The sequence below is a fragment of the Sphingobacterium hungaricum genome (assembly GCF_015210005.1).
Taxonomy (GTDB): Bacteria; Bacteroidota; Bacteroidia; order Sphingobacteriales; family Sphingobacteriaceae; genus Sphingobacterium; species Sphingobacterium hungaricum.
Genome location: NZ_MU158698.1, coordinates 50,197 through 72,571, shown reverse-complemented (window position 1 = coordinate 72,571; position 22,375 = coordinate 50,197). Strand labels below are relative to the sequence as shown.

Sequence of the window (22,375 nt, the reverse complement as noted above, 5' to 3'; positions counted from 1 at the left end):
TTGCAAGGCATTTCTTTTTAATCTTATCTGATTTTCTGCTAATAGCTTTTTGCTTTTACAATTTCTTCAATATCCAGGCGAAGCCGAATGACGTTCCCATTAACACCGTTCCAGTAATCAGCCAGAGCACGGGATATCCAAAATGGTCGGCAGCATAAGTTCCAAGATAAGGCGATAAAATATTCGATGCGGCGAACGCTAGCGAATTAAAGCCCATATAGGCTCCTTGCGTATTAGGCGTCGCTCTTTTGGCGGAAATAGTCGCCATGTAAGGCAATACCAGCATTTCGCCGATGCATAAGATAAACATTGATAAGTAAAGCCAAGGAATGCCGAATTGCAGATTCAGCATGTAATAGGAAATGCCAGAGACCGCCGTTCCGAAAATCATCACCTGCCGAATGCTAAACCTATCCTCCAAACTGTGTATCAAAAGCATTTCGAACACCACAATTACAAAACCGCTAAATCCCAAAATCAGTCCAATCTGACTCGGACTCATTCCGTACACATCTTTATAGAATAGAGGCAATGTGCTCAAAAGCTGAAAAAATGCCATTGCAAACAAACAGCAGAAGATATTAAATACGATGAACGGTAAATCCCGATAGGCGTTCCGGTCTTTGCCTGTGATGATTTTCTCTTTTGCAGGCTTCAGGGGAAGTTCCGTTCTCGCTTTGCGATTTCTGAAAAAGTAGAAGAAGACAATTGCAGCGCATCCTGCTGCCAATGCATTTCCGTAAAATATCCAATTGTATGAAAATCCAGCTAAAAATCCGCCCAAAGCAGGGCCGATTGAAAAGCCAAGATTGACGGCCATTCTGTTCAATGAATAAGCTCTCGTCAGGTTCTCAGGCTTTGCGTATCGCGCGACAGAAACTGAGTTTGCTGGGCGAAATATATCTGCAGTTAAGGTTAAGATAAAAATCATAACTGCCAATGATTCAAATGTTCGGAAGTTAGGAGCGATTAGAAATAAGGGAATGGTCATTACTAGGCTGGAAGCTTGCACAATAAAGCTTCCGAACTTATCGGTCAGCCATCCTCCGATGTACGAACCGCACACGGAACCCAAGCCAAAACAGCCTAACACCATACCTACCTGAGGTTTGCTGAAATCGAGTTCAGAAGACATGTATATTCCCAAAAAAGGGATAACCATCGAACCGGTTCGGTTGATAAGCATCACTAAGGCGAGCAGCCAAGCTGCTTGCGACAGCCCTTTGTAGGAATCGATATAGATTTGGAATAAACGTTTCATTCCAGTACGAAATTAAAAGTGTAGAAAGTGTTAATAAATTAAGCCAGCAAAGATTTGTCGTATTGCTGGTCGATTAGGTAACTCTGCGCTACAAGGCGCTTCTTGCCCTTCTGTTTCGAAACAACAATATCAACTCTTCCTAGGTTGATTCCTGCGAATCCGGTTTGGTTCACCAAGGTGATTTCTCCGGCTAAATTCTTAACGGCTGTGGGTTCCTTTAAAAACGTATGCGTATGTCCGCCAATAATTAAATCAATATCTTTTGTTTTCGCTGCGACAACTAAGTCGGACACTTTAGATGGGTCAGGATAGGTATAACCTAAATGAGATAAGCACAATACGATGTCACATCTATAGGTTTCCTTTAATAGCTTAGTTAATCTGTTTGCCACTTCAATTGGGTCTAAGTACTTGACTCCTGCATGATTTCGTGGGTCGACTAAACCTTCCACATCAATGCACAATCCGAATACGCCAATCTTTACGCCGTCGCGTTCGAAGAGCACGTACTCCTTTGTTTTATTCTCCAAGACCGTTCCAGTAAAATCATAGTTGGACGTTATAAAAGGAAATTTTGCTTTGTCAAAATGCTTTAGAATACCCGGCAATCCATTATCGAATTCGTGGTTACCAAACGTTCCAGCATCGTAACCTAAAGTCGACATCAGTTCAAGCTCTAACTGACCATCAAATACATTAAAATAGGGTGTGCCCTGAAACATATCTCCAGCATCCAGCAACAAAACATTTTTCTGTTCCTGACGTATTTTCTGAATCAATGTGCTTCTTCGCGCCACGCCACCAAGTCCTTGATATTTCGAACCATCCATCGGGAAGGGCTCAATTCGGCTGTGCACATCATTGGTATGCAAAATCGTGATAATTGTCTCTTTATCTTTTGCTGACGCAAAAGCAGGCAATGTTCCGACGAAAGCCAAAGCACCTAACGATGAAGCTTTCTTAATAAAATTTCGTCTAGTTAAGGAGTTTAATTCTTTCATCGATTTTTGCATCTATTGTTTTGTGATTCTTTTCTAAATTCTCTATGTAATCAATCAATCCTTCGCGAACGCGAATGTCTGATGTGAAGCGGTCGGATGGATTTTCTAAGCCCACGACATAATCGCCACCATTCGCCAAGTAATCGTAGGTGACCAGCTTATAGGTTTTATTGGGGTCGACAGCTTGATTGTTAATCTTGAAATCGACCAGCTGTTTGTCTTTGATGACTAATTGCATATTGCTTATCGGATTTCCATCTGCTTTCGCAATAAATTCTGCTAAAGTAATTAATTGCGAGCCCTTTAAGTCCAGTATGGTAATGTAATTCTCGAAGGGCATAATTTCAAAAATATTCCCAACGGTTATATTTCCATCTTTCAATTCCGCACGAATGCCGCCTTTCGTTCCGAATGAAATCTGTGTCTCTGGGTCTATTTTTTGGCCGATGGCCAACAAAGCGTCTGCAAAGAAATTTCCCACTAAGCTTTGTCCGCTAACCTGTGTTTTGGTTAAATGAAGATTCGAATGTCCAATGACCTGATTCATGCGCGCATCCAACTGTGCTTTGTAAGGCTGGATGTAATTGACGATGGCAGAATCCATGGCGATGTTGCTATTCATCTCGAGCATGCTCGGTTTAGATGCGACTTTAGTGTAGTACGATGTTTTACAAGAAACGAATAAAACTGTAGTCAACAAAACTGCTGACGCAATTTTGTGTAGGAAGTGTAAAGACCTCATTTTTCGAAATTATTATGCGAAACTATTAAGAATAGTTTAGAAAAACCGAATTATAGCTGTTAATTAATTGTGATGTTAGAAATTTTACAATTCATTTTTGGATGTTGATTGTACTTATTGCAAAATCCAAAACAGGATAGAACAAAAAAAACCGCCTAAGGTATAGGCGGTTTCGGTATTGCTATATCTTAAATTATCTTATTTCTTACCCAGCTTATATAAAGCGCCACGGTCAGTAATCGCATATAAGTAACCGTCATTTCCTTGCGTGATATCACGGAAACGCTGTCCTTCTTTATCCAATAAACGTTCTTCGCCAACGACTTTGTTGTCTTTGATAACAAGGCGAGCGATGTGCATGCTGCTTAAACCTGTGATGAACAAGTTGTTTTTCCATTCTGGAACAGCATCACCTGTGTAGAAGGTAATTCCACTTGGAGACAACACTGGGTCCCAATAGTAAACAGGTTGTTCTAAGCCATCTTTTTGTTGAATCGGAGGCGAGCCAATTTCTTGTCCGCTATATTCCAATCCGTACGTAATAGTTGGCCAGCCGTAGTTTTTAGCTGGTTTAACAATGTTCAACTCATCACCGCCACGAGGTCCAAATTCTGTTTCCCATAAATCTCCAGTTTCTGGATGGATAGCCAACCCTTGTGGATTACGGTGTCCATACGAATAGATTTCTGGTTTTGCATCTTTTTGTCCTTCAAAAGGATTTCCAGCGACAGGTTTGCCATCCGTCGTGATGTGCATGATTTTACCTAACCCTGAATTTAAGTTTTGAGCCTCAGGTCTAGTTTTAATATCAGAACGTTCGCCTGTACTAACGAACAAGTTTCCGTCTTTATCGAAGATAATACGTCCGCCATAATGCAAAGTTAAATCATAACCAGGCGTAGCTTGATAAATTACTTGAGCACCTTCGATTGATTTTTCGTCTGCCGAAAGTTTTCCTTTTGCGACAGCAGTTAAATTTCCTTTAGCTACAGGTTCTGAAAATACCCAATACACCAAGCGGTTGCTTGCAAAATTAGGGTCTATCGTTAATCCTAATAAGCCACCTTGACCTCTAGCATCTACTTTAGGCAATCCTGTGATTGCTTCACTTACTTGTCCAGCAGACGTTGCAATACGCAATGTTCCTTCTTTTTCAGTGATTAAGAAACGTCCATCTGGCAATAAAGCGATTCCCCAAGGAGATTTTAATCCTTCAGCAATGACTTTACCTTCGACAGCAGTTGTTGTTTTTACACCAGCGATGCGCGTTTGTCCTTCAAATGCAGGTTTGTAATCTGTGTTTGCTTTTTGAGTTTCTACTGGCGCATAGGTGCTATCCGTTGGAAGAGTCGCCTGACCATCTGTTTGTCCATTGCCACTTCCGCATGCGATGATTGCCGTGGTTGTGATTAGACACAGGGATGAGAAAAGTTTATTCATTATGTGTTTATTTTAGTATAGATTGTTCGTTAAGATTTGATTGTATTCCAGTTAATGTGACTTAAAAGTAATATAATTACGTGAATATTAAAAAACAATCAAGTAATTTTTACTTTACATTCATTCACAGCAACCGCATGTGATTAGAAACAATCTGTATGCAAGAAAGTTTTGCCAAATATGGATAAAAGCTTAATTAGCTGTTGTTCGGATACGTTTGCTAAATAAAACGTGGGCTAAGATTGCCATTAAACTAAATCCTGCACCGACAGCGCAAACGCCAGTCCATCCATAATGTTCCCAAGAATAGGCTGCAGACAATGTTCCGATAGAGCCGCCTACAAAATAACAAAACATATAAACCGTGTTCAACCGATTGTTGGCACCGATATTCAAGGCGAAGTAATCCGTTTGATTCAAAATATGTGAAGCTTGTAATCCTAAATCAACCAAAATAATGCCGATAATCAATCCGATGTAGCTATAACCTCCAAAATAGATAAAAACCCAAGAACTTAGAAGGATGAGTAACGCATACAAAATTAGCTTGTAAGTCGTAAATCGGAAAGTAAGTTTACCAACAAATGCAGCTGCTAAAGCGCCGACAGCGCCAATTACGCCAAAACTTCCGGCAACGCTCGAACCGGCATAAAATGGAGGTTCCTCTAAATGAAAGACTAGAGTCGTAAATACCGCGGACATCGCGGCGAAGCCCATCGCTCCGCGGAATGCAGCAAGTTGCAGGACCGGTTGCGTACGAGCGAGCGTGAAAACCGATTTCATCAATTCGCGGTAGCTTCCTTTGAAATTTGGTTTTACTTCCGGAATGGTGAAATACACCAGTACCCAGATGCAGACCATAACGCCTGCGGCAAGGTAATACATATCACGCCAGCCAAACACATCGCCAATAAAACCGGATACGACGCGCGACAGCAAAACCCCAAATAGCAATCCAGACATCACCAATCCGATGTTTTTGGCTCTTGTTTCCGGAGAGGAAAGTTCGGCTGCCATGGGAACGAATATCTGTGGAATAACCGAAGTAAAACCCACCAAAAAACTCATCACGAATAACCAATTCAAAGTCGGTGCTTTGGCCATGCCTAGCAATGCAACAATCACCAACACTAAATCCACTAAAATTAAACGCTTCCGCAATACCATATCACCCAAAGGAATAATAAACAATAATCCAAATGCATAACCCATTTGCGTCAGCACAGCAATTTTACTGACCATGCTTTCCTGGACATTGAAATCTTTGGCCATTAGGCCTAACAAGGGCTGGTTGTAGTAATTATTTGCAACGATAAGTCCTGTAGAGATAGTCATAATCCACAGAACGGATTTACTGAGGGGTTGATTCAACATTTTTTCCACGCCACAAAGGTACTGCTAATTCAATTTTATGAAAGTAACAATTCAGTGCTTATGCGTGTTTTCCGCTTAGGTAATACCAGATTTTATTGTCTTGTTTAAACTTGGAAAGTTCGTGATGGATTTCCATTTCGCCTTGCGGATTTAGGTAATAGGCTTTGAACTCGACTGTGTTTTCTGTCGCGTTCAACACCTCCAATTTCATCCATTTGTTGGCTTTTGCCCAATCGGCAATATCGGATTTGTTCTGAAGCTTTCTGGATTTCCAATAAAAACTGTCGTAAATAAAATCAATCAGTTGCAAGGTGAACGCCGCGTAACGTGCTCGCATAAGCTGTTCGGCAGAAGAGGCCAGGCGTAAATCCTGATGGATTTTAGAACAGCAATCTGTGTATGGTTTTCCTGAACCACAAGGGCATTCAGTCATGATTAGGCTTTTTGAGAGTTTTCTAAAGCACGCTGGCTTTTTCTGTACGCTGATTCCTGTTTGTAATTAACCCATTTGGCTTTAAACAATTTGCGCATCAATTTATCTGAGTAGCGCATCACAAAAACGTGATTCAGCATATTCAAAAATTTTCCTGCTGTGTTCGGTAGAGAACGCAATGACATCGAGAAGCCAGCTTCTAAATAACGGTTGAAATGCCAATAACCGCTAGGCATGAATAAAGCATCACCGTGTTCCATAATGATTTCGTAGCCTTTCGCGTAGCGCAATGCCGGAAATTTTTCATAGTCCGGATTTTCGTAATCGATATCATATACCGTATGGACCGATAGTGGAACTTGATACAAATAAGGTGACTGTGCATTGTCAAACAGCAGTACGCGTTTCTTTCCTTCGAACTGGAAATGCAAAAGGTCGCTTAAGTCCACATCGTAATGCATCAATACCCGGGATTCAGAACCGCCAAAGAAAAGGGTAGGGATACGTTTGAAATATTTTAACCCTAAATCAGGATAAGTAAAGTTTTTAAGCAGTTCTGGAAGCTTGTCCGTGATAATAAAAAAGAAGATTCTTAGGTCCGATGGCTGTGACTTAATCAATGAAATGTAATCTTTGAATTTCATAACCTTCACAGGTTTATCGGTTGCTTTGTTCGGGTCCGCTGGTTTGTTGTCGTATAGACCGACTTCCAATTCCCCAACATGGTCGTGCATGTAGTCTAATGTCCACTTGCCGTAGGACTCCCATTGCTGCGCTAAGCCTTTGATTAGTACAGGTTTTTGCGCTTTATAGTATTTCTCAACAAATTCATCTTTGCTGATTGTCGTTACGGTATCTATCGGTGATAAAATCATACGCTTAAATCTTGTCCTAAAATTAGAAATTATTTACAAATGTCAGCATAGAATCACAACAAGAAAGTGACAAACTTTTTTGCTCAATTAAGCGTTAATAAAGAAACACTAAATACTAAACATAATGACATCTATTAAAAATGAACTAATTGGGACTTGGACGTTACTTTCGTACATCGAAGTTCCTATCAACGGGGCAGATTCAATCTTTCCCATGGGGAAAAATCCGAAAGGTATCTTAATCTACGGTGCGGACGATTACATGTCTGTTCAGATTTCGGCAGGGAACCGGGCACACTATTCGACTAGCGACCGTTTCTTTGCACCTGAAGAAGAAGTTATCGCGGGTATGAATTCTTATGTAGCTTATTGCGGAAAATTTGAAATCGACAACTACAGTGCAATTGTTACGTACGATATTTCAAATTCGCTTTACCCAAATTGGGAAGGGCAGCGATTAACGAGAAAAGCAGTTTTCGACGGAGATGTTTTGTGTTTGAAATCCGTAGAACCTGTTTTATCGAATAAATTGATGGTTAATTCTTATTTAACATGGCAGCGAGTGGAGAAAGTGGAAATGGCTTCTGCTCGGGATAGATTTATGGATTTGAAACAAAAAGTTGCGAATCAAACCTATTAATTTGCTTGTAAGATTAATTAATTCATTTTTATGTAAAGAACTCCATTTTTGATTTCACAATTTTTTAAAATATACGTAACTTTGCGACATCAATTCAAGCTATGAGCGATGCTATAAAACACGAGTGCGGAATTGCACTTATTCGATTGCTAAAACCCCTGTCTTATTATCAAGAAAAATACGGTACGCCCTACTACGGGATAAACAAGCTGTATCTCCTTATGGAGAAACAACATAACCGTGGTCAAGATGGAGCGGGGATTGCAACCATTAAATTTGATGTCAAACCAGGAAATCGGTATATCTCGAGATATCGTGCGATGGGTTCTTCTGCGGTAGCAGATATTTTTGAATATGTGCAAAAGAAATTTGTGGCAGTTCAAAAGGCTTATCCTCAGCAATCAATGGATACACAATGGTTGAAAGACAATGTAAGTTTTACGGGGGAGGTTCTTTTAGGGCATTTGCGCTACGGAACCCACGGGAAGAACAGCATTGAAAGCTGCCATCCGTTTTTGCGTCAGAACAATTGGATGTCCAGAAACTTAGTTGTTGCTGGGAATTTCAACATGACCAATGTGGATGAGCTGTTACAGCAATTGTATGAGTTAGGCCAGCATCCGAAAGAACAAGCGGATACGGTTACGGTTCTTGAAAAAATCGGACATTTCCTAGATGATGAAAATCAGGAACTGTTTGACCACTTCAAAGACAAAGGCCTTTCGAACATTGAGATTTCTGCACAGATTGCGAAAAACATCGATGTTGCGAAAATCCTGACTCGTTCTGCGAAAACTTGGGACGGCGGTTATACGATTGCCGGAATCTTTGGACATGGCGATGCATTCGTTATGCGTGACCCTGCCGGAATTCGCCCAGCATTCTATTATGTAGATGATGAAATTTTAGTCGTGACTTCTGAACGTCCGGTTATCCAGACTGCTTTTAACGTTCCTTTGGGTGCAGTAAAAGAAATCAAGCCTGGTCACGCTTTAATCGTGAAGAAAGACGGTTCGATTACGGAAGAAATGTTCAGACAGCCTGTTGAGCAGAAATCTTGTTCATTCGAACGGATTTATTTCTCTAGAGGTTCTGATGCCGATATTTATAAAGAAAGAAAATCATTAGGTAAATTATTGTGTCCTCAAGTATTGGAATCCATTAATTACGATATTAAAAACACTGTATTCTCATTTATTCCAAATACGGCCGAAGTTTCTTATTACGGCATGATGGAAGGTGTCAACACCTACGTTAGGGATTTCCAAAAGCATGCTTTGTTAAACCGTTCTGATAAAATTTCAGATGCGGAGCTGGATGATATGCTTAGCATTACGCCTCGATTTGAGAAACTGAATGTCAAAGATGCGAAGTTGCGTACGTTCATCACACAAGATGCTGACCGTCAGGATATGGTACAGCATGTGTATGATACCACGTATGGTGTTGTGCGCGATGATGTCGATACGATTGTTGCGATTGATGATTCCATCGTTCGCGGAACAACCTTGAAACAAAGTATTCTAACTATTCTTGACCGCTTGAAGCCGAAAAAGATTGTTATTGTTTCTTCTGCTCCGCAAATCCGTTACCCAGATTGTTACGGTATTGATATGTCGAGAATGGGCGAATTTGTTGCTTTCGAAGCAGCGATATCGTTATTGAAACAACGTGGATTGGCACATATCATTGACGAAGTTTATCAGAAATGTATGGCTTCGGTCACTACGCCTAAAGATGAAGTAGAAAATTATGTAAAAGATATTTACGAACCGTTTACTGATTTAGAAATATCAGAAGAAATTGCTCGCATTATTCGTCCGCATAATTTAAATGCTGAATTGGAAGTCGTTTATCAGACTTTGGATAACTTGCATATTGCGTGTCCGAATCATAAAGGCGATTGGTACTTCTCAGGGGATTATCCAACTCCAGGAGGAAATAAAGTCGTTAATCGTGCATACATGAACTGGATGGAAGGAAAGAATATCCGCGCTTACTTTAGCGTATAAGAAAATACATAAGTTCACAAAAAATCCTTCTAAGAAATTAGAAGGATTTTTTTGTTTAAGCTCGCTGGAAGAATAAATTCCGTTCGCTATTATTCATACAAACTTTCGAAGAAGGTCGGGTTGTCCAATTGAACTCCAATGCGATAAGCTGCATTCATTAATCCGACATGGCTGTACGCCTGAGGGAAATTTCCCCACTGGCTGCCGTCTTGTTCGTCCACATCTTCACTGAACAGCATCAAGTGATTTCCGAAGGACAATAATTGCTTGAACACATCCTGCGCTTCCTCCAATCTACCGACGCAAGCCAATGCTTCCACATACCAGAATGCGCAGACTAGGAAAGTAGATTTGGGTTTCCCAAAATCATCTTTATGCACATAACGGTAGAATAACCCATGCTCACCTTTCAGTTCTTTTTCCAAAACTTCCAAATGCCGTCTTGCTTTTTCAGATTTCGGGTCTAAATAATTCATCATAATCAATTGCAAGGTAGAGGCGTCCAAATCATCGCTTCCTGCTGCATTGGTATAAACGCCACGTTCGGCATCATAACAGCTTTCAATATGCTGTCTGGCCTGCTCGCGGATGACAATTGCTTTTTCTTCCATTTCTTTGAAACCATATTGTTTCGCAATCTTCAAGGCTGCGGTTGCGCCGGCCCATTGGAAAAGATTGGAATAACAATGCCTGTTTTCAAAATTCCTGAACTCCCAGATACCTGCATCCTTCTCATCAATCGTCATTTCAATTTTATTCAAAATAAAATTCGTCCATTCTTTAGCCGAAGCCATATTCTGATGGCGAAAACGATGGTCCGTGAACAAAGGTAGAAGAGCAATCATCGCTTGTCCATACACATCATTCTGAATATGTTCGGAGGCTTGATTGCCAATGCGTATGGGCTGATTTCCCAAATACCCTTTTAGATAATCCAGTGTTTTCTCTTCCAATTCGCTTTGGCCCATAATGCCATAAAGCGGCTGCAATCTTCCAAGGTCGGATTGGGTAATGTTGGCAATATAAGAAGCATACTTTTCCATTTCTTCGAAATGTCCGATATGATTTAATGCCGTCAGGACATAATAACTATCGCGGACCCAACAGAATCGATAATCCCAATTCCTGCCCGAACCCGGATGTTCCGGCAAACTGGTTGTGCTCGCCGCAATGATTGCGCCTGTATCTTCATATTGGTGAAGCTTCAATGCCAGCGCGGAACGGATGACCACTTTTTGATAAAACGAAGGGATAGAAGCGTGTTTTACCCATTTTTGCCAATAGGCCGTTGTTTTCGTGAGAAAATCTTCTGCTGTTCGTTCTATGGACGCTTCGAAAGAATTTCCAAAAATCAATATCAAATAAATAGGCTTATTGAGCAAATAGGCATTATCATCGAAAAAATGGCTTGTAGGCATATTCGTCACCAACCTGATTTTCTGGTCGGCATATTCGTATTGCACATGATTGCTTCCCCGGCTTTTGCTAAAATCATGTGACCCGTAATCATACTTTGGCGTACAGGTTACTCGGATTTTCGGATGTCCGGATAAGGGTTCAATTTTGCGAATAAGCATCAGAGGCTTATGATAGCGCTCATATTGTTCGAAGCGCGGAGCAAAGTCAGTGATTTTGTAACTGCCGTCTTCGCTTTCTATTGTGGTGCATAATATGTTGGTGTTCTCTAAATAGTGCTGGGAAGATTGCGTGATTTCTTTTACTGGCAGAATACTGAATTCGCCACCTTTTTCATCATCCAAAATACTTCCGAATATAAACGAATCTTCGAATGTTGGCCAGCAGAGCCAATTCACATTGCTGTTTTTCTCCACATGCGCTATGTAAGAACAGTTTCCTATAATCCCACTATCGTATGTGTGTTTCTTGTGTGTCATAGTCTTTTGTATTTAGTGTTGTATTCAATTCTGTCGAGGAAGCAAAGTAGGAGATAAGCTCGACCGCCTCTTCCTGGCTTTCCACGTAATAATGTGCTTTTGATTTTTTATTCCCAACTTTAACCGTAACCGCATTTTCTGGAAGTTCATAGAACATATCTTCATCCGTAGAATCATCGCCGATGGCGAATATAAAATCAGGCTGGTATTCTGCAACGATATCCACTGCTGCTTTTCCTTTGTTTAAATGAGTACTTTTTACTTCAATAACATTGTCGCCCATTAACAGCTGCAAGCCGTATTGTGGCAGCAAGTAATGCAAGCTATCCACCAATTCTTCCGAACGCATTTGTCCTAAACCTGCCTGCACGCGTCGGTAATGCCAAGCCAGCGAATAGGTTTTTTCTTCAATCGAAGCACCAGGAGTGAGGTTTGTCATTTTGCTCATCATCCGCTTGACTGGAATTTTCCATCGGGTAGATAAGTTGTTCTTCGGATGCCATTCTTGGTCGGGATAATTGCTCCAAGCGCCATGTTCCGCGACTAAGAAATACGATGTTTTTCCAAACCAATCATCCAGATTCGTGTGTGGCCTGCCGCTGATAATAACGATTTGGTTTTCATCTGGAGACTGTAATTTATTTAACGTCGCATGGAGTACATCCGTCGGTATTGCCGCTTCGGCATCTTGTTGAAAGCCAATTAATGTTCCATCATAATCGAGAAAGAACAAACGGCGTTTGCTGGCTTTAAATTGAGCGAGAAGACTTTCTTTGACTTCGCCCTGAATCTTGCGCGTGGTATGTTTTTTCTGTCTTGTCTTGACTTCACGAAGCCTGTTAAAGAAGATTTTAACCCAATGGAATACATTAAATTTTTTAACGATTTCCACGCTTTTCTTCATCCTTTTTCGCTGTTCATCGACAGGCATGTGTATCGCCAGATGAATGGCTGAGGCAATGCTATCGACTGAATAGGGATTGATGTTAATGCTATCTGTGAGTTCTTTGGCTGCGCCAGCAAGTTCGCTTAATATCAAAACTCCATCCAAACGATGGGCTTTGCTCGCAATGTACTCCTTGCAGACTAAGTTCATCCCATCTTTTAGCGAAGAGACTAAACATACATCGGCCGCAACATAGAGCGCTGATAAGTTTTCCAGCGGAAATGAATTGTAGAAATATGCAATCGGAGTCCATGAATTAAATCCATACACGGCATTGATATGTCCGACCATGCGGTCAATTTCATCTCGCAAAGCTTTGTATTGCGGAACCGTGTCTCGCGAGGGAACGACAAGCATGTACAACACAATCTGTTCGCGTAGTTCGGGATGCTTTTGCAATAAGGTTTCAAAACCCTGCAACCGCTCGATAATCCCTTTGCTATAATCTAATCTGTCTATCGACAGAATGATTTTCAAATCCTTAAACTGGTTTTTAATTTCATTTGCCTTCTTCTGCACCGCTTCCGTTTGCGCCAGTGAATCAAATTTGTCAAAATCAATTCCCATCGGAAACACCTCGACAAATACTTGCCGGTCTCTGCTAATGACACTGTTGTTGGTATTCGGAAGGTTTAGGATTTGCAGGCAGGAGTTGAGGAAGTTCTTTGTGTCGTTGTAGGTATGGAATCCGACGATATCGGCTCCCAATAATCCGCTGAGGATTTCGTCTCGCCAGGGAATGCAACGGAAAAGCTCCTCCGATGGAAATGGAATATGTTGAAAGTAGCCAATCGAAATCAATTCGTGCTGTTCGCGAATCATCTGCGGCAAAAGCATCAGTTGGTAATCATGTATCCATATTTCATCCTTTAATGTCAGCTGTTGCTGCGATGTTGCTTCGCAAAATTTCTGATTGACTTGTTTGTACAGTCGCCAATACTCTTTGTCAAAAATAGCGTAAGGCAATCTATCGTGAAAAATAGGCCATAAAATTTCATTTGAAAACCCTTCATAATACCCTTCCAGCTCTTCAGCGGTAAGGAAGACAGGTATTAGGTTAAATTCAGCAAGTTTTTCGGTAATCAGAATCTTTTCATTTTCATTTTCGGGAATGTATCCAGGCCAGCCAATCCAAATGTTGTCGTCTTGTTTGTAAATGGAGCCGAGACCGGTAGCGAGACCTCCTTCGCTGGGTAGAAATTCTAAAGTATCATGCTGTTTCTCAATGCGTATGGGTAGTCGATTTGAAATAATAATAGTTCTTTTTTTTAACATAGTGTACTAGATGAGGTTGATGATGGTCAAGGTGACCGGTTTAGATAACTACTACTATAACTGATTTAACGATGAATGGTTTTAATTTTTTTGAAATTTATGGGTTTTTGAGCGTAAGGAGCAAAGAGTAAGGAGTAAGGATCGGGGATTTTGTCAATCTGAATAAAATGAAGATTCTCGGTTTTAGATACTTCGCTGCGCTCAGTATGTCAATATGTGTAATTGTCACTCTGACTGAAACGAAGAGTCTCCAATTAGCAACTAGAAATGTTTTTTACTTTTAAATTTTTACTTTTTACTTTGAAAACAGGGAGATGTCGAACTTTAAATAAACGGGATTTGCAATCCCGCAAAATAGAGCGGATTGCAAATCCGCTGTTATCAGACATTCAGGATGACCCTTCCGAACATCCTGAATAGCGAATATTGTCACTCTAACTGAAACGAAGAGTCTCAAATTAGTGACTAGAAATGTTTTTTTACTTTTAAATTTTTAATTTTTACTTTGAAAACAGGGAGGTGTCGACCTTTGAATAAACGGGATTTGCAGTAATAGCAAGTCGCATTCAGTATTAACAAAAAATCAAAATAATTGCAGTAATATAGACACTCCTAACCGTGATTTGGAAACAATCGCATCTGTATATTTTCAGACTTTTGTATGGTAACATTAAACATAACAAAACGATGGAAAGAGTTAGTTTTAAAAATAATACATGGGATGTAGCAGGACATTTATATTTTCCTGAAAATTTTGACGATAGCAAACAGTATCCTAGCATTGTCTGCGTACATCCTGGAAGCAGTGTAAAAGAACAGACGGCAGGCCTTTATGCTCGTCAACTTGCTGAAAATCGTTTTATTGCTTTGGCATTCGATGCTTCATTTCAAGGCGAGAGTGGCGGTGAACCTCGATATTTAGAAGACCCGGCAACACGCGTCGAAGATATCCGTTGTGCGATAGATTATCTTACGACATTATCTTTTATTGATAATGAACGGATCGGAGCAATGGGCGTTTGTGCTGGCGGCGGTTACGCAGCTAATGCCGCTATTTCTGAAAAGAGATTTAAGGCTATAGCAACAGTTATAGGAACGAATGCCAGCAGAGCTTTCAGGGAAGCCAATCCCGTTGAAACGCTTCATGCTGTTGCTCAACAAAGAACCGCTGAAGCGAATGGAACCGAAAAGTTAATCAATAACTGGATCCCTAATTCGGCGGAAGAAGCTGAAAAATTAGGTTTGCAAGAATTGGATTTGTTGGAAGCTATTGATTATTACAGAACCCCGCGCGGACAACATCCCAACTCCTGCAATAAGTTGCTTTTTACCAGTATGAGCAAGCTGATTATGTTTGATGCTTTTCATTTGGCAGAATATTTTCTGACTCAACCTTTGCTAGTTATCGTCGGAGACAAAGTTGGCGGTTTTGGTTCCTACAGAGATGGTTTCGATTTGTACAACAAAGCTGCATCGACTAACAAAAAAATGCACATTGTGAAAGGTGCAAACCACTATGATTTGTACGATCAACCTCAAGCCACTCAGGAAGCTTTGGCTCAGCTTATCCCTTTTTTTCGCGAGCATTTGTAGAGAATGTTAGCGAAGTATATATAGAGCCTCGGAAAATAAACAGTATATTTAACTATTATAGCTTACGATGATTCCAATCTTAAAAATATCAGGTGTAATTTTAATTATTGCAGGATTTATATTTACGCTGAAGCCCGATTTAGTGACTAAGTTTCGAACCTCTATCGATGCCTATCAAATGATCGAAAAGCGTGTGCCTTGGGCGTTGCTCATTGGTTTAGGCCTATTCCTTCTATTTTATACAAATTGGACTTCATGGGGTTTAGGGATTGTTGCTTTTCTCTTTGCGCTTACATTGGGGATTATTATAGCTAGGTTGACCGGCTTACTAATTGATGGTTTCTTTGTCAAACAAATATGGTGGTTGCTAATTGAGCTTGCTGTTTTGTTTCTTTTTGGTTTCTTGTATTGGAAGCAGAAGCACTGATAATAGTCCGTCTCATAAATTTATGGAGTTTAGCATATGCAAGTCATTCAATCGCTATCGGTATTTCATCGTTTATTGTCTATTCCACCTCCTTTACATCCTTTGGTTAGCGTAGTTCAGGTTTCGGAACTGCATACCGTTGTTACTGACGTTTGGAAAAAATTCACAACTGATTTTTATACCATTTCACTGAAAGAAAATATTCAGTCCAAAGTGAAATATGGACAAAACTATTACGACTTCGATAACGGAACTATGAATTTTACCGCTCCGAAACAGGTTCAGTCTATCGAAATAGAAAGTACAAACGATTTTAATGAAACATCAGGAACTGGCTATGCACTTATGTTTCATCCAGACTTTCTGGCTAAACATCCGTTGGCTACACAGATTAAAAATTATAATTTCTTTTCTTATTCGGTAAATGAAGCATTGCATCTTTCTGAAAAAGAACAAGCCAATGTTATTGCTATCTTTAAAAAAATCGAAGAAGAATACCAGCATATCGATCATCATACTCAAGGGGTAATCTTATCACAGATTGATTTGCTACTGAATTATAGCCATCGTTTTTACGATCGGCAGTTCATAACACGCAAGGCGGTAAATAATGATTTGCTTACAAATACCGAAAGGCTTATCAACGACTATTTCAATAGTGAAAAACCATTGCGTCAAGGAATTCTTACGGTAGAGTATTTAGCCAATCAACTTAATTTATCTGCGAATTATTTGAGTGATGCTTTGCGTTCGCTTACGGGACAAAGCACACAGCAACATATACATGAAAAACTGATTTCTATAGCAAAAGAATATTTAACGACATCGACGTTAACAGTATCGGAAATTGCTTACCAACTCGGATTTGAACGTCCTCAATCGTTCAATAAATTGTTTAAAAGCAAAACAGATATGTCGCCTTTAGAATTTCGGCAGTCTTTTAATTAACTAAAAGGAGAGTCAGGGACATTCTCTTTACCTGAAAACATCTATTTTTCGTTTCCAATAAACAATTAGGCAGTTTGACTATTAGAAATAGCGTAAAACGCTTATCCTTTACTCCATATTTCTTGTTCCAAAATTCCCATAGGGCCTAAAGCCTACTGATTTCAGCTTACAGCATCATCAAAATCCCTCTCATAACCTCCATCACCACCATCACCTCCTTCACCTATATATGGAATCCCCTTGATAATTGCATCTATATATAAACGTATACACTTATGAAAAACTTAACTATCCAAATCCTAGCGTTTATTTTATTTTTTTCTGCCGGCCTGCAAGCTCAGGAAAATCACAAAGAGAAAGCTGTTCACGAAATAAATTTATCGGATATGGACAACACAAAACAATTCTCGTTTCTAGATCCGCTATTAAAAGACACCAAAGTCATTGGCTTAGGAGAGGCTTCTCATGGAACAGAAGAATTCTTTACTATAAAGGCAATGCTTGTGAAGCACCTAATAAATAATTTGGATTATCAGGTTTTAGCATTTGAAATGGATGAAACAGTTGCTGAAGCAATTAACCAATTTGTCCTGCATGGAACAGGCGATCCAAAGGAGAAATTGAAAAGCTATGGACTCTACAACTCTCAAACCTTATACGAACTGATAGATTGGATCCGCGAATCCAATTCGAAAAAGAAAGCTGAAGATAAAGTTCAGGTCAGTGGATTTGATAGCGAAGCGTATTGGGCAGATCCTTTTGCGAGAGACAGCCTGATGGCAAAGAATTTCATCGATAAGATGGAAGATAAAAAGTACATGCTCTGGGCACATAATACACATTTAGTAAAAAGCAACACTTGGGATATCACTCATTCGGAGATTAAAGCCATGGGCAATATTCTAGCGCAAAAATTAAAAGATCAATACTACCTGCTCATCTTTGATACACATGAGGGGACTTTCAATGTATTCGAGGACGGAGCATTAAAAGAATATCCTTTCGAAATGGATAAGAAAGCTTTAGCCGTACAGGATCTTAGCAAACAATATCCAGCCTTTTTTCTTGATGCAAGCGATCCTGCTTTCTCAAAGGAAAGTACTTATCCAATTGCAGGTTTATTTGCAAATTGGCAAGGAAAGCCTAAATCAATGCCTGCCAAAGCTACTAGTGATTTCGATGGATTGATTTATATTCTGAAAACCACAGCTTCTAAAGCAATTGAATAGGCAGGTATCTACCTATTTTCTATAAGCAATATAGTATCCCAATAGGATCAAGTTGACTACAACAGAAAAAGCATTAGAGATAATAATTGGCAATTCATTTTTAAGTATTCCATAGACGACCCAAAGCGATACACCGATTAACAACACGCTGACCATCATCCAAGAAATATTAGCTACATCTTTGTTTTTGATTACTTTGAAAAGCTGAGGCAACGTGGATATAGAAGTGAAGATGCCCGCTAATGTTCCAATGATTGTTTCCATTTTATTGCTGAGTGCTTTAGTTTGAATTGTCTACCTAAAGATCTGTTGTGAGCTAGCAGATAAAAAAACACCTGTAAGCATTCCGTTAGGAAATAGCAAACAGGTGCTAAATGGACAACTATATATTGATTACGGTTTAAGTACAACTTTTACACATTCATCTTCTTTTTTGTCAAATATATCATAGCCTTTCGCAGCCTCATCTAACGGAAGTGAATGCGTTATAATATCATTCAAGACAACTTTATGGTCTTTGACAAGATCAATCAGCTCATCTATGTAATTCAACACTGGAGCCTGGCCTTGTTTGATTGTTATTCCCTTATCAAAGATCCTATGCAAAGGGAAATTATCATAAGTCGATCCATAAACACCCATTATGGATACAGTGCCATTTCTTCGCACAGCCTCAAAACACATATCCAGGACTTTCATCGAACCAACTTCAAAATTAACAGTCGCTTTGATGCGGTCTAACAAAGTCCGTTCGGGTTCAAATCCTACGGCTTCCACACAAACATCCGCTCCGCGTCCTCCTGTCATCTGACGAATAGCTTCTACTACATCTACCTTATGCGGATTCAGCGTATCCACGTTATTGACTTGTTTTGCCTTTTCTAAACGATAGTCTAGCGGATCAATCGCAATAACTCGGCTCGCACCTTTTACCCAAGCAGCTTTCTGAGCCATTAATCCAACAGGTCCTGAACCAAAGATCGCGACGACCTCACCGCCTTTTAATCCAGCCCAATCAATCGCAGACCATCCCGTAGGGAATATATCGGTTAGAAATAAAGCTTGTTCATCTGTTAAATGTTCTGGAACAATGCGAGGACTCACATCGCCGTATGGCACACGTACGTATTCAGCTTGTCCTCCGGAATAACCACCATATAAATCTGTATATCCGAATAATGCGCCCCCTTTTTGATCTGCTAGATCACCGTTCGGCCCATAATGTTTATAATTTGAATTTTCACAAGCAGGAGATGCATCATGCTGACAGAAAAAGCATGATCCACACGAGATAGGAAATGGAACAACAACGCGATCGCCGCGCTTTAGGTTCTTGATGTCTGAACCTACCTCTTCGACAATACCCATAAATTCATGTCCTAAAACCATCGGGTCTTTCTGAGGTACAGCTCCAGATAAAATATGAAGATCGGAACCACAGATGGCTGTTGATGTTACTCGAAGGATCAAATCGCGGGGATCTAAAATAGATGGATCTGCTACTGTTTCGACACGAATGTCTCCTGGTTTATTAAAAACTACTGCTTTCATGTTTTTCTTTCTTAGTTTTTCGGTAGTACATAGTGTAGCTATTGTTTATGCGCTCACCGTTAGAAGAACAAAAGCCCTAAAAAATAGTTTAAGAAATCTGAGCGAAAATTTATAAAACGATACTGATTTGATTGAAAAGGTTATTTTGCTTGAAAATCAAGTGTTTATACGCTTGATGAGTATTTGTACCCTATTTGAGCATATCTTGATAAGTATCTCGAATAGATGAAACAAATAGATAATCATTGCGTTATAAAAAGCATCAACTAAACTTAATTTACATATCATGAGAACACAAGAGAAAAATCTAGACATGCCAAATGCGCATCTTCATGAATTGTTTGTCGACGAATTAAAAGATGTTCTTGGTGCAGAGAGGCAACTGCTAAAAGGTCTTAAAAAATTAGCTAATGCTGCATTAAGCGACCAGCTAAAAGAAGCTTTTAACGCACATTATGAACAGACAGAAGGACATATAGAACGGTTAAAGACTGTCTTTGAAGATCTTGGTCTTTCTGCTCGTGGAAAGAAATGCAAGGCGATGGAAGGACTGCTAGAAGAAGCAGATGAGATTGTTGAAGAATTTCAGGACGCGCCCGAAGTATTAGATGCTGCACTGATTGCTGCGGCACAAAAAGTAGAGCATTATGAAATTGCAACGTACGGATGTTTAGTAACCTATGCTAAATTGATGGAACATACAACCGCTCAAGAGTTATTGGCTTTAACTTTATCCGAAGAAAAGGAAACAGATGAACTCTTAACAACTATTGCTTTAGAAAGCGCAAATTTGGGGAAACAGAAGTAATAAGCACTACCATTATTACATCTAGTAAATGCTGGGGTTTCCAAAAACTTCAGCATTTTTAGTTTTGAAAAATAGCAAGATTCGGATTTTTTAGCTTACTTCGTTTAGCGATTTTTGTGTTAACAAATGACTAAATAGAAATGAGTACCCAGGACAGCATTAACTACAACCGGATTGCAGCTGCGATTGATTTTATTCAACAGCATTTTAAGGAGCAACCTTCTTTGGAACGTATTGCCGAGCAGGTTCATCTGAGTCCTATGCATTTCCAGCGTTTATTTACAGATTGGGCGGGCACGAGCCCAAAGAAATTCCTTCAGTATATTTCGGTAGAGCATGCAAAGCGATTGCTGAGCGAACAGCAAGCGACGCTTTTTGATGCGGCTTATGAAACAGGCCTTTCTGGTACGGGCAGACTGCATGACCTTTTTGTTTCCATCGAAGGAATGACTCCCGCAGAATACAAACATGCTGGCAAGAGCTTGACGATCCATTATCATTTTGCAGATAGCCTGTTCGGAAGTTTATTGGTCGCCAATACTAGTAAAGGGATCTGTTATTTGGCATTTTATGAAGATAAGGATTATGCATTGACACAATTAAAAGCTAAGTTTCCGAATGCTGTTTTCGATGAGAAAGAAGAACCGATGCAACAGGATGCCTTGGCAATCTTTCAGCAGGATGGAAAACCTTTGCCCGAACTGAAATTGCATTTAAAAGGAACTGATTTCCAGCTGAAAGTTTGGGAAAGTCTATTGAAAATTCCGACAGGTAAGCTTTCGACTTATGGTACGCTAGCCGCTCAGATAGGACATCCCAAAGCATCGCGAGCAGTTGGCACAGCTATCGGAAGCAATCCCGTTGCCTTTCTGATTCCTTGCCACCGCGTGATTCAGAATTCAGGGCTTCTAGGCGGATACCGTTGGGGAGCAACTCGCAAAACGGCAATTATTGGTTGGGAAAATGCACAAGTTAACGCGCAAGATGGAATTATTTGAACAAGAATACGACACTGCTAAAAATTGGCTTCCCTATGAAGGGGAAGTTAATTATTATGGCAAAATATTTTCTGCAAAAGAAGCGGACGATTACTTTACTAAATTGCTCGAAGCGATTGAATGGCGGAATGATGAATCCATTATTTTCGGCAAGAAAATCATTACCAAACGGAAAGTAGCTTGGTATGGCGAACATCCTTTTGAATATACCTATTCGAATGTAACCAAAAAGGCTTTGCCATGGACTAAAGAATTGCTGGAATTAAAAGGCCGCATTGAGAAAGAAACTGGTGAAACATTTAACTCCTGCCTCTTGAACCTATATCATAATGGAGAGGAAGGAATGGCCTACCATAGCGATGGCGAAAAGGATTTAAAGAAAAATGGCTCAATCGCATCTTTAAGTTTTGGCGCGGAGCGCAAATTTTCATTTAAGCATAAAGTCTCCAAAGAAAAAGTAGAATTCAAGCTAGCTCATGGTAGCTTGCTGATTATGAAAGGCAGTACGCAAACGCATTGGCTGCATCGGCTTCCACCGACGAAACTTATTAAAAGCCCTAGAATCAATCTGACTTTTCGAGTTATTGAGCGATTTTAGGCGAATCCCCCTAACCCCCGAAAGGGGAATAAATATAAGCGAAACAATGCTCCAGCAGATGTATTAAGGATAATGGTTGGAATAAGGAGCAATAAATCCGCATTTGAATTGTCACTCTGAGTGAAACGAACAGTCTTATTTTAGGTGAGATTCATCAAGATAAAACATGCACATGCGAAACGCGTGCGCTAGCCACCAGGAAGGTTTTACTTTTTACACTTGAATTTTTCCTTTGAAAGCCGCTATTCGATATCTTCCGCAGGTAGATTTCGAACTTATAATAAACGGGATTTGCAATCCCGAAAGATTAGTCTATTTGCGGATTGCAA

At 40.0% G+C, this 22,375-nt stretch carries 20 protein-coding genes; 9 read left to right on the top strand and 11 right to left on the bottom strand.

The genetic code is table 11. The features are described 5' to 3' along the window. Positions 1–55: 55 nt before the first annotated feature. From C4F49_RS03345 to C4F49_RS03315, 7 genes are all read right to left on the bottom strand, one after another. Positions 56–1,261 (bottom strand): MDR family MFS transporter, encoded by a 1,206-nt coding sequence (locus C4F49_RS03345; protein ID WP_196934467.1) that lies wholly within the window; start codon positions 1,259–1,261, stop codon positions 56–58. A 38-nt stretch (positions 1,262–1,299) separates the two neighbouring features. Next, on the bottom strand, positions 1,300–2,262 hold the full coding sequence (locus C4F49_RS03340) for a bifunctional metallophosphatase/5'-nucleotidase (protein WP_196934466.1): 963 nt from the start codon (positions 2,260–2,262) through the stop codon (positions 1,300–1,302). Beyond that, positions 2,237–3,004, bottom strand: coding sequence for a 5'-nucleotidase C-terminal domain-containing protein (locus C4F49_RS03335; protein WP_231388195.1), 768 nt, complete (start codon positions 3,002–3,004; stop codon positions 2,237–2,239). Before C4F49_RS03335 ends, C4F49_RS03340 begins: the two co-directional genes overlap by 26 nt. Before the next feature lie 198 nt (positions 3,005–3,202). Then, a complete protein-coding gene (locus C4F49_RS03330) occupies positions 3,203–4,444 on the bottom strand; it encodes a PQQ-dependent sugar dehydrogenase (RefSeq protein WP_196934465.1) in 1,242 nt (413 codons plus the stop codon). A gap of 192 nt (positions 4,445–4,636) precedes the next feature. Continuing rightward, positions 4,637–5,779, bottom strand: coding sequence for an MFS transporter (locus tag C4F49_RS03325; protein ID WP_231388194.1), 1,143 nt, complete (start codon positions 5,777–5,779; stop codon positions 4,637–4,639). Positions 5,780–5,876: 97 nt separating this feature from the next. Continuing rightward, positions 5,877–6,251 carry a YchJ family protein gene (locus C4F49_RS03320; RefSeq protein WP_231388193.1) on the bottom strand — a complete coding sequence of 125 codons (375 nt, stop codon included), beginning with the start codon at positions 6,249–6,251 and terminating at the stop codon, positions 5,877–5,879. 2 nt (positions 6,252–6,253) lie between these two features. Then, a complete protein-coding gene (locus C4F49_RS03315) occupies positions 6,254–7,126 on the bottom strand; it encodes a cupin-like domain-containing protein (RefSeq protein ID WP_196934463.1) in 873 nt (290 codons plus the stop codon). A 124-nt stretch (positions 7,127–7,250) separates the two neighbouring features. Between C4F49_RS03315 and C4F49_RS03310 the strand changes: the two genes are divergently transcribed. Next, positions 7,251–7,766 carry a lipocalin-like domain-containing protein gene (locus C4F49_RS03310; protein ID WP_196934462.1) on the top strand — a complete coding sequence of 172 codons (516 nt, stop codon included), beginning with the start codon at positions 7,251–7,253 and terminating at the stop codon, positions 7,764–7,766. 101 nt (positions 7,767–7,867) lie between these two features. Further along, the gene (locus C4F49_RS03305) at positions 7,868–9,778 is read left to right on the top strand and encodes an amidophosphoribosyltransferase (protein WP_196934461.1); all 1,911 of its coding nucleotides are present in this window, start codon (positions 7,868–7,870) and stop codon (positions 9,776–9,778) included. A gap of 89 nt (positions 9,779–9,867) precedes the next feature. Here C4F49_RS03305 and C4F49_RS03300 read toward each other — a convergent pair whose 3' ends face one another. Next, positions 9,868–11,673 (bottom strand): glycoside hydrolase family 15 protein, encoded by a 1,806-nt coding sequence (locus tag C4F49_RS03300; protein WP_196934460.1) that lies wholly within the window; start codon positions 11,671–11,673, stop codon positions 9,868–9,870. Beyond that, complete coding sequence (locus C4F49_RS03295) at positions 11,645–13,894, bottom strand: bifunctional alpha,alpha-trehalose-phosphate synthase (UDP-forming)/trehalose-phosphatase (protein ID WP_196934459.1); 2,250 nt, start codon at positions 13,892–13,894, stop codon at positions 11,645–11,647. The genes C4F49_RS03300 and C4F49_RS03295 overlap by 29 nt, the downstream gene beginning before the upstream one ends. Positions 13,895–14,581: 687 nt before the next feature. On the opposite strand from C4F49_RS03295, the gene C4F49_RS03290 reads away from it, so the two are divergent. From C4F49_RS03290 to C4F49_RS03275, 4 genes are all read left to right on the top strand, one after another. Further along, positions 14,582–15,487: an alpha/beta hydrolase gene (locus C4F49_RS03290; RefSeq protein WP_196934458.1), complete on the top strand. Its 906-nt coding sequence runs from the start codon at positions 14,582–14,584 to the stop codon at positions 15,485–15,487. 67 nt (positions 15,488–15,554) lie between these two features. Continuing rightward, positions 15,555–15,914 (top strand): hypothetical protein, encoded by a 360-nt coding sequence (locus C4F49_RS03285; protein WP_196934457.1) that lies wholly within the window; start codon positions 15,555–15,557, stop codon positions 15,912–15,914. A 36-nt stretch (positions 15,915–15,950) separates the two neighbouring features. Beyond that, on the top strand, positions 15,951–16,862 hold the full coding sequence (locus C4F49_RS03280) for a helix-turn-helix domain-containing protein (RefSeq protein WP_196934456.1): 912 nt from the start codon (positions 15,951–15,953) through the stop codon (positions 16,860–16,862). A gap of 275 nt (positions 16,863–17,137) precedes the next feature. After that, positions 17,138–18,091 (top strand): erythromycin esterase family protein, encoded by a 954-nt coding sequence (locus C4F49_RS03275; protein WP_196934455.1) that lies wholly within the window; start codon positions 17,138–17,140, stop codon positions 18,089–18,091. Positions 18,092–18,103: 12 nt separating this feature from the next. Here C4F49_RS03275 and C4F49_RS03270 read toward each other — a convergent pair whose 3' ends face one another. Next, a complete protein-coding gene (locus tag C4F49_RS03270) occupies positions 18,104–18,355 on the bottom strand; it encodes a SemiSWEET transporter (RefSeq protein ID WP_196934454.1) in 252 nt (83 codons plus the stop codon). A 129-nt stretch (positions 18,356–18,484) separates the two neighbouring features. Next, positions 18,485–19,642 carry a zinc-dependent alcohol dehydrogenase gene (locus C4F49_RS03265; RefSeq protein WP_196934453.1) on the bottom strand — a complete coding sequence of 386 codons (1,158 nt, stop codon included), beginning with the start codon at positions 19,640–19,642 and terminating at the stop codon, positions 18,485–18,487. A 286-nt stretch (positions 19,643–19,928) separates the two neighbouring features. On the opposite strand from C4F49_RS03265, the gene C4F49_RS03260 reads away from it, so the two are divergent. From C4F49_RS03260 to C4F49_RS03250, 3 genes are all read left to right on the top strand, one after another. After that, positions 19,929–20,450, top strand: a complete 522-nt coding sequence (locus tag C4F49_RS03260; RefSeq protein WP_196934452.1) for a YciE/YciF ferroxidase family protein — start codon at positions 19,929–19,931, stop codon at positions 20,448–20,450. Between the two features lie 140 nt (positions 20,451–20,590). Continuing rightward, positions 20,591–21,448, top strand: coding sequence for a bifunctional transcriptional activator/DNA repair enzyme AdaA (locus tag C4F49_RS03255; protein WP_196934451.1), 858 nt, complete (start codon positions 20,591–20,593; stop codon positions 21,446–21,448). Then, a complete protein-coding gene (locus tag C4F49_RS03250; RefSeq protein WP_336244660.1) occupies positions 21,414–22,046 on the top strand; it encodes an alpha-ketoglutarate-dependent dioxygenase AlkB family protein in 633 nt (210 codons plus the stop codon). Before C4F49_RS03255 ends, C4F49_RS03250 begins: the two co-directional genes overlap by 35 nt. Positions 22,047–22,375 lie beyond the last annotated feature (329 nt).

Excerpts from the sequence above, each read along its gene's own strand:
- C4F49_RS03345 (WP_196934467.1), bottom strand. The coding sequence starts at position 1,261 with ATGAAACGTTTATTCCAAATCTATATCGATTCCTACAAAGGGCTGTCG.
- C4F49_RS03340 (WP_196934466.1), bottom strand. The coding sequence starts at position 2,262 with ATGAAAGAATTAAACTCCTTAACTAGACGAAATTTTATTAAGAAAGCT.
- C4F49_RS03335 (WP_231388195.1), bottom strand. The coding sequence starts at position 3,004 with ATGAGGTCTTTACACTTCCTACACAAAATTGCGTCAGCAGTTTTGTTG.
- C4F49_RS03330 (WP_196934465.1), bottom strand. The coding sequence starts at position 4,444 with ATGAATAAACTTTTCTCATCCCTGTGTCTAATCACAACCACGGCAATC.
- C4F49_RS03325 (WP_231388194.1), bottom strand. The coding sequence starts at position 5,779 with ATGACTATCTCTACAGGACTTATCGTTGCAAATAATTACTACAACCAG.
- C4F49_RS03320 (WP_231388193.1), bottom strand. The coding sequence starts at position 6,251 with ATGACTGAATGCCCTTGTGGTTCAGGAAAACCATACACAGATTGCTGT.
- C4F49_RS03315 (WP_196934463.1), bottom strand. The coding sequence starts at position 7,126 with ATGATTTTATCACCGATAGATACCGTAACGACAATCAGCAAAGATGAA.
- C4F49_RS03310 (WP_196934462.1), top strand. The coding sequence starts at position 7,251 with ATGACATCTATTAAAAATGAACTAATTGGGACTTGGACGTTACTTTCG.
- C4F49_RS03305 (WP_196934461.1), top strand. The coding sequence starts at position 7,868 with ATGAGCGATGCTATAAAACACGAGTGCGGAATTGCACTTATTCGATTG.
- C4F49_RS03300 (WP_196934460.1), bottom strand. The coding sequence starts at position 11,673 with ATGACACACAAGAAACACACATACGATAGTGGGATTATAGGAAACTGT.
- C4F49_RS03295 (WP_196934459.1), bottom strand. The coding sequence starts at position 13,894 with ATGTTAAAAAAAAGAACTATTATTATTTCAAATCGACTACCCATACGC.
- C4F49_RS03290 (WP_196934458.1), top strand. The coding sequence starts at position 14,582 with ATGGAAAGAGTTAGTTTTAAAAATAATACATGGGATGTAGCAGGACAT.
- C4F49_RS03285 (WP_196934457.1), top strand. The coding sequence starts at position 15,555 with ATGATTCCAATCTTAAAAATATCAGGTGTAATTTTAATTATTGCAGGA.
- C4F49_RS03280 (WP_196934456.1), top strand. The coding sequence starts at position 15,951 with ATGCAAGTCATTCAATCGCTATCGGTATTTCATCGTTTATTGTCTATT.
- C4F49_RS03275 (WP_196934455.1), top strand. The coding sequence starts at position 17,138 with ATGAAAAACTTAACTATCCAAATCCTAGCGTTTATTTTATTTTTTTCT.
- C4F49_RS03270 (WP_196934454.1), bottom strand. The coding sequence starts at position 18,355 with ATGGAAACAATCATTGGAACATTAGCGGGCATCTTCACTTCTATATCC.
- C4F49_RS03265 (WP_196934453.1), bottom strand. The coding sequence starts at position 19,642 with ATGAAAGCAGTAGTTTTTAATAAACCAGGAGACATTCGTGTCGAAACA.
- C4F49_RS03260 (WP_196934452.1), top strand. The coding sequence starts at position 19,929 with ATGAGAACACAAGAGAAAAATCTAGACATGCCAAATGCGCATCTTCAT.
- C4F49_RS03255 (WP_196934451.1), top strand. The coding sequence starts at position 20,591 with ATGAGTACCCAGGACAGCATTAACTACAACCGGATTGCAGCTGCGATT.
- C4F49_RS03250 (WP_336244660.1), top strand. The coding sequence starts at position 21,414 with ATGCACAAGTTAACGCGCAAGATGGAATTATTTGAACAAGAATACGAC.